Source organism: Campylobacter concisus, assembly GCF_003048985.1.
Lineage (GTDB): Bacteria > Campylobacterota > Campylobacteria > Campylobacterales > Campylobacteraceae > Campylobacter_A > Campylobacter_A concisus_AY.
The window spans coordinates 1-15089 of the sequence record NZ_PIRS01000017.1 but is presented as its reverse complement, the minus strand read 5'-3'; the positions used below and the strand labels follow the sequence as shown (position 1 = coordinate 15089).

Sequence of the window (15089 nt, the reverse complement as noted above, 5' to 3'; positions counted from 1 at the left end):
TATATCTTGTTGTAATGTAGCCTCGACCCCCAAAAGCTACACAGAGAAGCTCGTCGGCAGCGTCAGATGATTATAAGAGACAGTAAATAAACAAGTTCAAGAGACTGATAATTTTATAAAAGAACAAAAAATGTTTTTACAGGCTAAATTAAAATGAGTCGTAAATTAAAATCATATTTGGATGATGAAAATTTTTTAAAAGCTAAAAAGATCTGGAGCGAGTTTGAAAAAAAACAGAGAAAATATTTCGCTTCTCCTCAAAGTTTTAAAGATAAGATTTGGAATAAGTATCTTTTAAGCAAAGGTTTTATTTCTCAAAAATTTACTAAAAGTGAAAGAGAGCATACAACTAAACTTTTAACTAAAAGACGTGGATATAATTCTCAAGTCTTGATAAAAATTACTGGCAAGGATCAAAATTTTAATCAACTTAAAAGCCATATAAAATATATTAGCCGAGACGGCTTACTTGATGTTTTTATTAATGATCCTTTAGAAAGTGATAATGAAATTTTTATTAATGATATAAACGAAATAGCTGCAACATTCCAAGATGGAGTTTATGATATTCCCAATAAACATGATATTGAAAAACTAAAATTAAAAGAAAAAAACGAGGTAGTGCATATGGTTTTTTCTATGAAAGGTGAAAATAATATCCCTGTCGAGGAAATTAAAAACGCTGCAATAAAAACCATTAAAGAAAGATTTTTAAATAATCATTTTATATTAGCAGTCCATAATGACACAGATAATCCTCATTGCCATTTGGACTTAAAAAGTGTTGATTGTAATGGAAAAAGAATTAAAATTTCTCCAGCTGATTTGGATATGATGCGTGATGAGTTTGCAAAAAATTTAACCGATTTGGGGTATAAAGCAACAAATTTTTCTTATAAAAATAAGAAATTTTCTAAGAATAAATTTCCGGATGTTTGGGATGGACATAAGCCGCATCATTACAAGATAACTGGATATGGTGAAGCAAAATATAATTTTTCACTAGATGAGCATACTGAAGAGTCGTATTATGTTAAATTTGAGACAAGTAAAGGGAAAGAAACTATTCTTTGGGGCAAGCATTTAAGGCAGTTAATGGAAGATTATAATATTACAAATGGAGATTATGCTAGGTTTGCAGTAACTGCTCAGGAACCGATTGTAAAGAAAATTTATGATAAAAAAACTAAACAATGGTGCGAAAAAACTCTTTATAGGAATGTGTGGGATTGTTCTGTAGAAGGAAAGAGGGAAGTTGAATTGACTCCCCTTAGTGAAGCTGAAAAGAAAAAGACTGAATATAAAATTCTTTCCAGAAGTGACACAAAAGTTGTTGCTCCATCCTCGCAAACAAAAGATGTTAATCCAAAACAAAATAAAACTGACTCAAGCAAAGCTCAAATTTTACAAGCCAAACAAAAGGTTGTGGAAAATACAACAAATATTGATAGCAAAAAAACTAATAGTCTTAATAAAAAAGATTTTAACAGATAGACACATCTGCTTGTTGTCTTTGTGGATTGTTTTAATTGTCTCTATTTCTTTACGGCATAGCCATAACTTACATGTAGTCATGCTAAAATTTTCAATTTTAGATACCCAGACAAGCTCATAAACTGAGCTTTTGCTTCATTTTCTAGTCTTTCTTTCTCGCTTGGCATAAGATATATTGCAACCGAGACCGGTTTTTCACCCACTTTTTTGGGACGTCCAGCATTGCTTTTTTTCTTTTCATTACTATCTGCAGCACCAGAGTTTATAAATTCTTCCACATTGCTACTTGCTGCAATGTTGGCATTGTTTACAAATGCAAATCCATTTTTCTTATCCAATATTCCCATTATCTTTCCTTTTCTTTTGTATTCTTGGTTTCTTTTGTTTTTATGACTCCACTTTCTACTTTTTTGACATATGCTATACCAAGTCTAGACAGAACAGCTTTTGAACTATCATTTTGCTGTTTTTGAGATTGTGTTGTATCTCTTTGTATTGCTGGCTCTAGCAGAGTATTGATACGCCTTAATACATCTTGAGTATAAGTATCAGTTACGTGAATTTTGTCTTGAGATATAAGTTTATGTTGCAAACTTTCATCTTTTAAAAGTAAATTTAGTTCATCTTCGCCACAGTAAAAGATCTTTTCTCGTATTCCAAAAAGATTTTCTTTGCTAAATTTGTCAGGATAAGTTTGTAGTAGATACCCTAGATCATAAAAATCTCGAATTTTATCTCTGCCACTAAAAGCAACTCCTTTCATTTTTATAAGCTCATCCACACAATAGACGTTAACACCATTTATATTTTCAAAATTTAAAGTCTTGGATCTCAGTAGGTCTTTGTTTCTGCTACTAACTTCTATTTTTAGTGGATAGCTGCCGTAATGAGAGGTTGCACCATAATCTATCATTGCTCTAAAAACAGTGTCGGTATCTTTTTTAATATTTATATTCCAATTACTAAAATCTTTATGGCGCTTTAGCTTGTTTATAAAATTCATATTGTTGGTTGTGCAATCCAAATCAATGTCTTCTGAATATCTATTTAGCCCATAATATAAACTAAGTGCCGTTCCACCTTTTAAAACAAAGGTATCCCCAAGATATGGCAAAATTTCTTTTATAAGTTTAACTCTATCTTTTTGGTATTGCTCTAGCATCTTTTATCCTTAAAATATAGCTTTGTTAATTCAAATTTCATAAAATCATCAACTTTTTTGTTTTTATTTATAAGCTTTAAATAGTTGAAAAGCTCGCTTTCCTCGTTATCATCCAAGTAATCTTGCACGCAGTTCTTGAGACCAGCTGTTTCGCCTTTATAGACTAAATCAGCTATCGCTCTTGCATAATTTGCTACATACTCTTCTTTATCAAGCATCTTTACATATCGCCTTTGTATCCCCAAAGAACCTAAAATTTCATTATTCTCATAAGTTTTTATATTGTTTTTATTGGCAAAATAAAGCAGTGGATGCCAATCGGCGATTGAACCATCAAGCCTAGGTATATTTAAAGCTTCCCAGCCAGATATATATGCCATTATTTTTTCTTCCTTTGATTTTAGCCTTTTAATTTAATATATTATATTATTTTAAACTTTATAAAATAATATAATATTGTTTTTAATTATTAGCAAAATTGACAAGTTCGTTAAAGAAGCCTTCGAAATCAAGCTTTGCGTTTTCGTTATCTTTGCAATATTCGCTCACACCCATTCCTGCTGAAAAGGCATTTCTATATGCCTCACGTTCATAGATTATGCTATTTGCTAGAAAAATATCTTCTAACTTCTTTTCGCTAATATATTCACGTAGTGCTTCTACCTTTTTAGCTAGAAAAGGATTTGGTGAAGCTTTAGAGATAACTATTAGTGCTTTTGAATTCGGATTGTAAATTTTCGCTTGATTAAAAACTAGTATCATTTTGTTCAAAACGGCAATATCAAGATCGCTCGGAATAACTGGGATAATAGCAATATTGCAAACCGCTAACGCTTGTCTCATTTCTTGGCTATCACGTCCACCAGTATCAATTACTACACTATCATACTTTTGCTTTAAGCTTTGTATCTCTTTTAGCATCGATGATCCAAGTTTTGAGACAGCATTAAATAGTAGTGGTAAATTTGCATCAGCTCTAATATCAGTAAAAACATCTATACTTCTTTGAGGATCAGCATCTACTAAAAGAGTGTCATCTTTCATAAGACCTAATTTTATGGCTAAATTTATAGCAATATTTGTTTTTCCGCTACCACCTTTTTCATTGCAGACTGCTATTACCATTTTTTATCCTTTAGACTATGCTTATTGTTTTTTAGTTCCGTATTTCTCGACTAATTTTTCCCATTTACTTGGCTCATTTCCCCATTTTTGAGTCAACCTTGATTTTCTGTCATATGCAGTTTGGCAGTTTTTCATTTGTGTTGTATTTAAATTTGCATTTTTGTTTAACTCACACCACTGAACCAATTCTACTAGCAATTGTTCATTATCCCTTAAATATTCAAATGTATATTCTTTATCGCCATACTTAGATCCTTCACCACAACCAATAAGCATGATTGTTGTTGCTGCAACAAGTGCAATTTTGCCTAGTAATCTCATCTTTTTTCCTTTGTATTAAATTATTTTTTACTATATTAAATTATTTTAAAATTTAATATATTAATAGTCACCATCTGTGACAAACTCATATTCTATTTGCCATTTTCCACCACCAAAGTGTAGATCGTTTTTGACTAATGGACAAGGTAAAAATGCTCCATCTCCTTGTGCTACCATTTCACTAAAACGTGGTAGTTTTTTTTCATCAAAACCATTCTCTAAAGCTTGATTTGAAAACATTAATCCCTCTCTTATTCTTTTTAAGAAATATTTATATCCCAACATATTGTTAAAGCCATGATGACTTAATACCTCATTCTTGGTAGCATTATTTTTTAGCCATTCAATGCTATCCTTTTTAACTAAAATTTGTAACTCAAAAAATTCTTGATACAAGATACATTCATAAAGAAGTTGTTCTAAATCACTTTTTGCAATTTTTGCGATCTCTTTAAGCGAGTTAGCAAACTTACTGTCGGCAATTTGTCTAAACCATATTAGTGGAATTATCCTACGATTGCCTACGCCTAAAGACTCTTCAATGCCGCCATTACTGCTATAAAAAATTCCCCAAAATATTCTTTGACTAAAAAAATTAGCTAGTGTTTGATCTTGTTTTGCTACTAAGGCTTTTGTTGTGTCAAGCAGTCTTTCGTTTGGATAAAAGCCAAGCTTTTCGATAGCTTCATCACCGATTTCTTCTATAAGGTGCGTATACCATACTCGAGCTGGAAAACTATTAGGATAATCTTGCGGTTTATTCGGCAGCATCTTTTCTCCTTTGTTTTAAATATAAAAGAATTCTAATATAAAAAAGTTTAAAATAATATTAAATAATATAATATAATTTAATATTGTATATAATTATTTACTTCTAGATTATTGAGAAATTTATTTTTTTATTGTTTAATACTATATTAAATAATTTATAATTGTATTAAATTATTTAATACAATTATAAAATGTGCCATATTAAAGACTGATGCCAGTATCTATTGATCTGCTTTTTTCTTCTGTTTGTTTGGATAATTTATATTGTGGTTGCGTAAATGTTGGTCGTTCTATTTGATCATTATTATTTCGTTCTTTTAGCTTTTCAAGGAACTTCTCTTTTTGAATTTTGTCCCAATTTTTATATTCCTCTAGTGCTGAACTTTTAAACTCACTTTTATACTGTCTATCTACAATCATCTTCTCATTTTCGGAATTACAAATTTCAAGGTCTTTTTGAAGTTTGTTTAAAAGTTCTTGCTTTGGATAAACTTGGTTGCTTGCTAACCATTCTTTTAAAGTAATATTTGATTCTCTTAATTTTTCTAGATCATTTTTATTTTTCTCTAGCCTCTTTTGTAGGGCTTCATCACTTAGAACATTGTTTATTCTTGTAAAAAAGCCTCTAAGGCTAATTTGTTCTCTTGCGCTAATACCTTTTGATATATCGTCATTATATTCAAGAGATCTTGGTTCTAACTCTATATCGTATTCTTTGTTTACGAGCTTAAAAAATATAATATTTCCATTAAATGCTGTGTTTGTAACTTCTCCAATAACTTTAAAGCCCTTATACTCTGCAACCTCTCTTGGCGTCTCTTTTTCTGCAAATAGTAAATTTATATTATCTTGCAAGATGTCTGCCATTTGATTTTGCTTTATTTCTATTTCGTTAGCATCTGTGCCATTTTTATCTTTTGGTATATTAAAGTCATACACTATTGGCTCAAAACCACCAGTTACAATAGAAGCTTTATATTTGTTCATTTTGCAAGTAAAGTTTTCGCTTGTATTTTGCTTTACTATATCTTTAATGATATCTATTTTAGGTATTTGCATCTCTATGTTAGCCATTCTAATGTTGTTTTTCTCTTGCTCCTCACCATTAGAAAAAACTTGTTCTTTATATCGTTTGAGCTCATTTCTCTCTTTTTTTATAGCTTCATTTAATTCAAACTCTGTAAAGATGAGAGGATTTTCACTGGCGACTGCACGTGCCTCATTTGAATTTAATAAATCCTCCTCAAAGCCATTTAAACTACGTTCTCCGACGACACCTCTTCTGAAATTCAATATAGCCTCGTTCTTTTTGCTCTGCAACTCCCAGTTCCTTTCATCAAACGTTCCAGGAGTAATATGTCTAAATTCTTTGATTATAAAGTTTTCTGGGTCGTTCTCATAAAAGAGATTACCTTGTCTAATCGCTCTTCCATTGCTTTGTGTTATATCACTTGGTCTCCATGGACAATCTATGTGGTGAAGTGCTGTGATGCGTCTTTGGACATTTACTCCTGTTCCCATTTTTGCACGGCTGCCTAAAAGAACTCTAACTTCACCATCATTAACTTTTTTAAAAAGATCCGCTTTTTCTTCGTTGCTAACCGCATCATGTATAAATGCTATTTGTTCTCTTGGTATTCCTTTATCAACTAGCTTTTTATAAATATCTCCATAAAGAAAAAATCTACTATCATCAAATTCGTCCTTTTTTAGAACCTCTCCATTTTCATCAAGATCATCTACTGATACTTCGCTGTTTTCTAAAGTATCATTGATATTCTCGAATTCATCAACATATTCTGTTTTTTGCTCTTCTCTAGCTAATATCTCATCTAGTTTTAAGTTAAATGATTTATCGCTAGTGCTTTTCGGTGTTCCAACATCTAAGAATACAAGCTGAGTCCCCTTTTTATCACCCCATGTTTGCCATTCTTTAAATATCTCATCAACCGCGATATTTATTTTAGAATTTGGGTAATCAGGGGCTGTTGGATCTATTAGTCTAAAATCAATACTTGCTTTTTTTGCGTCGTTTGTTACTTTTAGTGGGTTATCGATGCTTGGATCATATCCTCCACCTTCCATACTAATAAGTCGCCCAGTAATTGAGTATCTAGGGTAAATTCCATTTTCATCAGCTTCCCCTATATAATCTGATATACGTTTAGATTTTTCACTTTTTACGTAAATCACTTCTTTATTTGGAACAAATGTCTTTGAAAAGGCTTTAATATCATCATTTGTGATAGTGTCTGTTGTTTGGCTTAGTATATTTGATAGCTCAGGTAAGTTTGTAAGTGATGAAAACCTTGCTTCCATTTTTATGCGACCGCTAGCATCTCTTACAGGGGCAATGTCAATACCAGCAAAATTACTAGCCCAATTTGAAAAGCTATCTATGCCTAAATTTTCAAGCTCTTTTGGCTGTAAATATCTCTGCATATTATAAATTTCGCTAAGTGAGTTTGATACTGGAGTTCCAGTTAAAAACATTACTTTACCATCTTTTTTGTCGTTAATATAGGTAGTCAGTGCAAGCATATTTAATGCTCTCTTGCTTGAAGTATTAGCTCCTTTGCCTTTTGCATTCATCGGAGAGATTACGCCTAAATTTTTAAAGTTATGTGCCTCATCAACTACTATACTATCAACACCAAGCATTGAAAAATCCATTGTCTTGGATTTTGCTTTATCGTCAAATAGTTTTTCTACTTTTTTTTCAACCCTGGCTATCATTTTTTCAACTTGACGTGCAGAACGTCTGTTTGTTGCTTCATCACGTTCCTCATAATATCTAAGAGCTTCTTTTAGCTCATAAATTTCTTTGTCAAGTATCTTTTTTTGTGTTTCAAAAGGAACTGGTAGTTTTTCTACTTGTGTATATTTTATAACAACGGCATCCCAGTCATTATTTGCTACTTTAGCCAAAAACTCGTCTCTTTCTTTTGGGCTTAAAGAGTTTTCGTCTGCCACTAGCACATTAGCGTTAGGAAATGCATCAAAAATACTTTGATCCCATTGGGTTACAAGATTGTTTGGAACGATGATTAGAGGTTTTTTTACAAGCCCAAGCTCTTTTTGCTTCATAACAGCAGCTATTGCTGCATATGTTTTGCCAGCCCCAACTTCGTGATCAAGTAAAATATTTTTTTGAACCATGCTTCTAAAAATAGCATCTTTTTGGTGCTTTCTAAGTTTTATATTGCCATCAAGCCCTAAAATTTCTAGACCATCTCCATTAAATTTGGCTTTAACGTAGCAGTTAAATTTGTCGTTGTAAATACGTTCTAGTTCTTTTGCTCTAGCTCGGTCGCTATATATCCATTCATTAAATTTGCTTTTTAGCATTTCAACTTTCGCATTTGCTTCAGCTGTTTTTTCTGGATTTATTACTTGTTTAAAGACTATGTTGCCTTCTTTATCTCTCTTAATATTACCTTCTTTATCTAGCAAAGGCTCATTTGTTTTTTCCATAATCTTTATAGGTGTATTATTTAGAGCACTTTCTATAATGTCATATACGCTTTTATTGTTACCTACATTTTGGTGTATTTCATAATTTCCATTAATTAGTCTTTGTGTGGTAAGTCCTTTGACTTCAACGGAATAGTTATAAGTTGCATATTGTGAAAGATGATATTTATCTCCGTCTATTTGCCAGCCCATGGAACCTAAATTTTGAAGTTTCCATGCATCATTATTATAGTTTGATGTCTTTAGCTCGTTCTTTAAAAAATCATCATAGTATTTTATTGGTATCCAAGAACTGCCAAACCTCGTGTCTATATCAACAAAGCTAATATCTTGTGGTATGACCTTGCTAAGTTCTTCTATATTGTTTTGCATTAAGTCCGCATAAATGTCTTGTAGATTTTTTGCTGATTTTAATTTTTCCTTGACATTTCCACTAAGATAAATTGGAGTAAAAATTAGCTCTCTTTCGCCTTTTGATAATTTTTCTGGATCGTAAAAAGCCAGTTTTTCTGCAATAATTTGATCTTCGACTTCGATATTTGATTTTCCTAGTTTTTTTGAAATATAGTTTGTATCGATCTTTCCAAACTGATACATGCTTACTAATACACCATCCTTTTCATTGTCAAACAAAATTTCAGGAGTAAAACCTATTGTTCGGCGAAGTAAAATATTAGCCTTTTCGCAGCTTTCCTTTATGGCTTCTTTGCCATCTCTTGCACGTTCAGGTTTTTTATAGTTTTTTTCTAGAGCTTTGACTTTGCTAAACTCTACATCTAGATTTTTAAATGATGCTGCCTTATTCCCAGATAAAAATCCTTCGCTAATATGATAGTTGTCTAGTAGCAAATTAAGCTGTTCTCTTGTTTGCTTTAGTTTTATATCATCGTCTTTAATATCTGTCTGCTCTAGTGCAATGAGCTCTTTGAGTTTGTCTCTTAAGGGTATATACTTTTTAATTCTATTTTGGATGGTAGGGCTTAAATCTTCAATTTTTGATGCTCTTATTTCTCCGTTTATCGACGAGGTTATTTTGCAAATTTGATCATTATAGATTAAAAGGCTATTTTCTTTTAAATCCTTAACATAATCATAGGCATCGTCGTAACTTTCTATTGCAAAGTCGATAATAGATGCCGGCTCTCTCCACTTATATACGTTAGTAGGAAGTTGATTTTCTATAAAATTTTCTATTGCTGTATCAAGACTAAAATTTATATCGTCTTTTGGATCATAAAAAATTGCTTTTCCAAATTGCCCATTTCTTAAGACCGGCTTAGCAAGTATGTTTTGGGGGTTTTCAATAAAATAATGGTTTATGCTTTGATTTAATTCTGTGCCATCTTGTGCTACTTGAGTTGATTTAATATTGGATATTTCTTTGTTATACTCAGGATGCTTGCCTTTTTGTAGAAAAATGATATCTGTTTCAGCCTCTGTGTGCTTAAAAACATTGTTTGGCAAACGCACTGCACCTAAGAAAGTATGATTTTGCGCTATCTCATCTCTTGCTGAATTGTATTTAGCATCCATAAAGTGACGACTTACTACAAAAGCACTTATTCCATCTTCTTTTAAACTGTATTGTGTGGCTTTTTGTATAAAGAAATTATGGGCTGAACCATATAAATCTTGATGCTTATTATCAAAAAGTGGGACATCTAAAAATGGAGGATTGCCAACAACTGCGTCAAACTGCTCATCATAAGTAAATTTTTCGTAGCCAATGTTATTATTTTTTTGATTCGGATATAAAATTTTGTTCATTTTAATTGTAAGAGGTTCAATATCAAGACCAGTAAAATGAAAATTATCGTTTTTGTTAAACGTAATAAACGAACCATTTCCTACACTAGGCTCTAGAATTTCTTTGTTCAAATCTGCTCTATCGGCATTAATACCAAGTCTTTCGAGACCTTTATACATTGCCGAAACGATATTTTTAGGCGTATAATATGCAGTTAAATTTGAACGTTTAGCAGCATCATATTCACTTTCGCTAAGTAGCTTCTTGAGCTCTTCTCTTTCATCTTTCCATTTTTCATTGCGTTCATCAAATAGTCCATTTATTCCTCCCCAGCCTGAAAAGTTAGCTATTGTTAGCTGTTGCTCTCTTGTAATATTTAGTTCTATTTCGCCTTTCTTAGCAAGATCTAATTTTGGGTAAATTTCGTTAGTAGTTTTAATTGCTGCAATATTTTTTCTAAATCTATCCTTTTCCCCACCTAGTTCTAGGGCATCGCTTAGTTTTAGGTCCTCAAAGGTATTATTGAATTTTTTTATAGGATTAATTATGGTTTCTTCATTTGGTGTAACATCTGTTGTGTTTATGGTTTCAAATAAGCCATTTTCTATCTCATTTATCTGTGTATCTATATCAATCGTTTTTTCTATAATTGAATTGAGATTACCTCCAAAGTATTCTGGATGAGCATCTGCCATACTAAATAGATCAAGACTATCATATAGATTATTATCATTTTTCTGTTTTGCCATTTAAAATCCTTACAAAAAAATAAAATTTTAAAATAAAATTTTATCTAAATTTATGGCAAATGCCGATTTTTACATACTTTTATAACAATATATTATTATGTGAAATATTAAATATTTTTATACAATATTAAAATATTTAATATTTTTAATAGCCATTCATTTCTTTGTCTTCATTAATAAGCATTCTAATATATGCGGCACGAGTTGGAAAGAATTTTTTATTATAGATATAGTCTAAATATTTTAATTCATCTTCTTCTAAATAAATTACAACCTGTCTTTTCTTTGGTTTATATTGGCTATTATCTTTTTCTTTGTTATCTGTCATCTATTAATTCCTTGTTTTTTTTCCCTCTCCTTGGCACTAAGTTTTAGAAAATCAGTGAAATCAAATCCTTTCTTTAGCTCTTTTTCTAATCCGTTTTGTTTGAGTATCTTTTCCCATTCTATTATTTCTACAACTTTACAAGAGTTATTTAACTGCTCTTTTAAAGCCTTTGCACCATTTTTCCCTGCCTCGTCATAATCATATGCTACAACAATGTAACTATCTTTTAACATATCAATTTGAATTTGTTTTAAATGAGTGGCAGCACTCCCAAAGCTTATAGCCTTATATCCACGTGACAACATATTTAAGCAGTCTTTTTCACCTTCAGCTATGAATATAGGACTATCATCTCTTGTATATTCTTTTAATGCTTGGATATTAAAGGCGCAGCGTGGTCTATTTTTACTAAAAGTGTATTTGATATTTAAATTTGGATTATATTTCCAAAGCGTTACGATCTTGCCAGTCTCATTTCTTAATGGCATTACCAGCCTATCTTCTTCTTTGGAATAACCTATTTGAAATTTTTGAGCTATTTCTTTACGTTGATTATTGTCACAAACTGGAAGCAGTTTATGTAAAAGTTCTTGATAGCGTGTAAAATTCTCACGCCTTTCATTTTCGTATTTTTTTACTATGTCGTCATCAAGATAATCTATTGTGGGTTCTTCTTTAATTGGTCTAGCATTTATAGCTTTTTTATGAATAGCAATATTTGTCTTTTGCCCATGATTTAGATCATGATCTATTTTTAGGTTGTCTAGAATACCTGCTACTTCTAAAAATGCACTTCTTTCGTCGCAATTCTTTATTTCCTTATAAAATGCTATTATATCACCCCTAAAACCACTGCCAAAGTCTTTAATATAGCCATTCTTTGGATCAATAGAAGCAGAAGCGGTATGCTCATCTTCTCGCATCCTGAATTTATAGTGGCTATCCACGTCAAAACCAAGATATTCTAAAAAAGCCCTTGTATCATCTTTGTGTAAGTTCATTTAATTACTCTTCTTGCTTGTTTTAAAGTTTTTAAATTTGCAAAAACTTTACGAGAATATGGATTATTTTCAACTTTTCCGTTATAGCAGTTTAGTGCTTTATAATCCCAACCATGTTTATTAATGCAATTTCTTAGTATCATTGCTCCCATTTGAATGTTTGTTTCTGGCTTATATAGGTCATCAATGCTTAAATTTTTAGCTTTTAATGTTGTTTCATGAATTGAATTAATCTGCATCAACCCATAATCTATTGAGCCATTGTTGTTAATATTCTTTGCATTATTGGTAAAGTTACTCTCTGTTTTTGCTATAGCCCAAAGAAGTATCGGAGGGATATTAAACTCTTTGCCAAATTTATAAAAGAGCTTATTGTATCTACTTTCATTAGCATTGGGTATAGCTGAAACATTTGTCGCTATTATAGATAATGATAATATAATAATAAATAGTTTTTTATAGTATTTTATTATTTTAAATTGTTTTAAAAATTTCATCTATTAGCGCCTAAACTCTTTTGATTTGAGTGTTCCATAACTTTTTCTTTTGGAAGTTTTATTGCACCACTTTTGACCTTTTCTGTGTATGCCTTACCTAATCTATTTATTACCTCTTTGTTATTTTGTGCTGATACAATATTATTTATATGTTTACCTATACCAGATATGCCAGCAACACGATTTAAATTTTGAGTAAAAGCTGTAATACTTTCATCTCCTATGCTTTCAGCCAATGCTGCAGTTGCTTCTATGCCACCTTTTAAACATTTTTCAAAATTATCAATTGTTGCAGGATTTTTAAAATTTAATCCTTTGCCCCTCTCTTTGCTTTGTTCTTCATTTTGATCTAAAATTAGATCGTTTGTTTCAGTGGATTTTATAAAAATTTTATTAGCTATTTTGCTGACACTACCTATACCACAATCATTGCAACCTATCTTTACCAAATGATCTAAGTCTTTTTGAAAGTGTCCTTCGCCAAGTCTTGCATTGATATGAATAGTTTTTCCATCAATATCAGTAAAGTTAAAGCCTATTTTTTCATATATAGCTTTAAAATCCTTATTGTTTTCATCCATTAATGCTTTATCCATCATTTTTAGAGTTTGGAATAGGGCGATATTTTCATCTCCTCTAAACTCTTTGTTGGCAGCTAGCAACTTACTAAATTTATCTATTTGATAATTTCCATCTTTGTTTGTATCAATATCAATGCGTGAAGTTATATTTTTAGATAATGTTTTACTAAGAGCTAGTTCGGCTTCGTTGTATACTGATTCATGCTCTATTTTGTTGTAAAGTTCTCCATTTAGTTCTAGAAATTTACTAGCAACATTATCTGTTATCTTATCATGAGGTGTATTCTTGTCAAAAATTTGATCATACTTTTCGAAAAAGCTCTCAAGTTGGTAGTTGCTTTGTGCTTTATTGTTCTTATCAATAATACTTGCGATTATGCCACCTTTTATATCCTTAAATTTTTCTTTATTTTCTTTTAAGTATTTTGGATCGAATTCATCCATGTTGTAATCAACATTTGAATACATTTCATTTAAAAATTCTGAAATTTGTCTGTTTTTATCCCCCATTTTTTCAATCTTCGACCTAACCTCATTATTGTAGAGTTCGTTTAGATTTTGATCTAGGTCACTGGCATATTGTTCTTGTAAATTGTTATCTAAATTACTTAATATTGAATTTTTGCTTTCATTGATATATTTTAAATTTTTGTAAGTTGGCATGTTATTCCTTTATTAAGACTCTATGGATGCTGACCTTTGGTGAGTGATACTCTTCTTCGTGATCATTCCAGTGTATACAAGCAAATTTTGTTTTATGACTCGAGATGTGGTATTTTTTGTCGATAATATTCACAAGCTCTTCTAGTTTTTCGTATTCATCAGCATAGATGTATTGTGAATTTTTATCAAATGTATCAAAATAAATAACATTGGCTTTTATGTTTTCGCAGCCGCATTCATTTATTAATCGTTCTAAAGACAAACCAGCTTCTTCTCTAGTTTGTTCGTTTTTGCAAAGATCATATTTGGAATTTTTTTCTTCAATATCTTTTAGAATATTATTTTGTAATTTATAATAACTATTCCAAAAGCTGTGGCTGTTATCATGAATGCTATTTGGCTTATTGATTAAAAAATCACAATAGCATCTGAAATCCTCTGTATCTTTAAAAGTTAATAAAATATCATTAAACCTTACCGTATTGATAATCTTTTTTAGATCTTCTGCTTGCATTCTACTATCCTTATTTTTTCTCAAAAACCATCTCTTCAAGTTCGCCATTATCGTTTGTCTTAAATTTAGCATTGCACCAATTACCATTTTTTAACTTGCCGTTACATGCAAAATAATTAAAACCTTTTGCGCTGGTTCTAGGCAGCAGCTTACCACTCTTGCATTTTGGACATATAGGTGCATCACTTGGTATTTCTTGTTTTGTTTTGGTTTCAAGCTGTGGCTTGCCATCGTTATCGTAATAAAATGCCTTACAACCTTCACGCCATTGACTGCAACCCCACCAAAATACGCCTTTTTTATTTTGGCTTTCGTGTCTTATTAGGTATCCCTTGTTGCAAATAGGGCAAATTTGAGCATTATCTGGTTTTGTTTCAAAATTTCCCATATCGCTATCTTTAACCTTTGCTATCTCTTCCTTTATTTGTTGATTGTCCGATAACCAGCTTTGAGCTCTTTCGCTTTGGGTTAAATTTTGCATTTTACTGCTTATTCCCCTTGCACATACTCGGTTTTTTCAGTTTGTTCTTCTCGCTCGTTTGGCGTTTCCTTTTCGTTAATTTCCTGCTTTTTGCCATCAAGCATTACCATTTTATCAACGACAATGCTATGTTTGCTCCTATTTTGTCCATTATTGTCTGTCCATTGGTCGAATTTCAATC

General features: G+C 31.2%; 14 protein-coding genes and 1 pseudogene. 1 reads left to right on the top strand and 14 read right to left on the bottom strand.

Going from position 1 to position 15089, the window contains the following annotated elements; genetic code table 11:
- Positions 1–153 precede the first annotated feature (153 nt).
- The gene (locus CVS91_RS09935; RefSeq protein WP_107831848.1) at positions 154–1494 is read left to right on the top strand and encodes a relaxase/mobilization nuclease domain-containing protein; all 1341 of its coding nucleotides are present in this window, start codon (positions 154–156) and stop codon (positions 1492–1494) included.
- Positions 1495–1571: 77 nt separating this feature from the next.
- On the opposite strand, the gene CVS91_RS09930 is transcribed toward CVS91_RS09935, so the two are convergent.
- The 14 genes and pseudogenes from CVS91_RS09930 to CVS91_RS10535 all read right to left on the bottom strand — a co-directional run.
- Positions 1572–1841: a hypothetical protein gene (locus tag CVS91_RS09930; RefSeq protein WP_103588998.1), complete on the bottom strand. Its 270-nt coding sequence runs from the start codon at positions 1839–1841 to the stop codon at positions 1572–1574.
- Complete coding sequence (locus tag CVS91_RS09925; RefSeq protein ID WP_107831847.1) at positions 1841–2656, bottom strand: nucleotidyl transferase AbiEii/AbiGii toxin family protein; 816 nt, start codon at positions 2654–2656, stop codon at positions 1841–1843. The genes CVS91_RS09930 and CVS91_RS09925 overlap by 1 nt, the downstream gene beginning before the upstream one ends.
- Complete coding sequence (locus CVS91_RS10540) at positions 2650–3036, bottom strand: hypothetical protein (protein WP_103568039.1); 387 nt, start codon at positions 3034–3036, stop codon at positions 2650–2652. Before CVS91_RS10540 ends, CVS91_RS09925 begins: the two co-directional genes overlap by 7 nt.
- An 82-nt stretch (positions 3037–3118) precedes the next feature.
- Positions 3119–3781, bottom strand: a complete 663-nt coding sequence (locus CVS91_RS09915; RefSeq protein ID WP_103568038.1) for an AAA family ATPase — start codon at positions 3779–3781, stop codon at positions 3119–3121.
- 21 nt (positions 3782–3802) lie between these two features.
- Positions 3803–4102: a hypothetical protein gene (locus tag CVS91_RS09910; RefSeq protein WP_107831846.1), complete on the bottom strand. Its 300-nt coding sequence runs from the start codon at positions 4100–4102 to the stop codon at positions 3803–3805.
- A gap of 60 nt (positions 4103–4162) precedes the next feature.
- Positions 4163–4873: a hypothetical protein gene (locus CVS91_RS09905; RefSeq protein WP_107831845.1), complete on the bottom strand. Its 711-nt coding sequence runs from the start codon at positions 4871–4873 to the stop codon at positions 4163–4165.
- 201 nt (positions 4874–5074) lie between these two features.
- On the bottom strand, positions 5075–10843 hold the full coding sequence (locus CVS91_RS09900; RefSeq protein WP_107831844.1) for an SNF2-related protein: 5769 nt from the start codon (positions 10841–10843) through the stop codon (positions 5075–5077).
- Positions 10844–10988: 145 nt separating this feature from the next.
- The gene (locus tag CVS91_RS09895) at positions 10989–11171 is read right to left on the bottom strand and encodes a hypothetical protein (RefSeq protein ID WP_103568034.1); all 183 of its coding nucleotides are present in this window, start codon (positions 11169–11171) and stop codon (positions 10989–10991) included.
- On the bottom strand, positions 11168–12172 hold the full coding sequence (locus CVS91_RS09890) for a toprim domain-containing protein (RefSeq protein WP_103610256.1): 1005 nt from the start codon (positions 12170–12172) through the stop codon (positions 11168–11170). The genes CVS91_RS09895 and CVS91_RS09890 overlap by 4 nt, the downstream gene beginning before the upstream one ends.
- Positions 12169–12669: a lytic transglycosylase domain-containing protein gene (locus tag CVS91_RS09885; RefSeq protein WP_107831843.1), complete on the bottom strand. Its 501-nt coding sequence runs from the start codon at positions 12667–12669 to the stop codon at positions 12169–12171. The genes CVS91_RS09890 and CVS91_RS09885 overlap by 4 nt, the downstream gene beginning before the upstream one ends.
- Positions 12666–13913 (bottom strand): hypothetical protein, encoded by a 1248-nt coding sequence (locus CVS91_RS09880; RefSeq protein WP_107831842.1) that lies wholly within the window; start codon positions 13911–13913, stop codon positions 12666–12668. The genes CVS91_RS09885 and CVS91_RS09880 overlap by 4 nt, the downstream gene beginning before the upstream one ends.
- A gap of 1 nt (position 13914) precedes the next feature.
- Positions 13915–14427: a hypothetical protein gene (locus CVS91_RS09875; protein WP_107831841.1), complete on the bottom strand. Its 513-nt coding sequence runs from the start codon at positions 14425–14427 to the stop codon at positions 13915–13917.
- 10 nt (positions 14428–14437) lie between these two features.
- Positions 14438–14908 (bottom strand): hypothetical protein, encoded by a 471-nt coding sequence (locus CVS91_RS09870; RefSeq protein WP_107831840.1) that lies wholly within the window; start codon positions 14906–14908, stop codon positions 14438–14440.
- Between the two features lie 83 nt (positions 14909–14991).
- Positions 14992–15089: pseudogene (locus tag CVS91_RS10535) on the bottom strand (single-stranded DNA-binding protein); the annotation flags it as partial.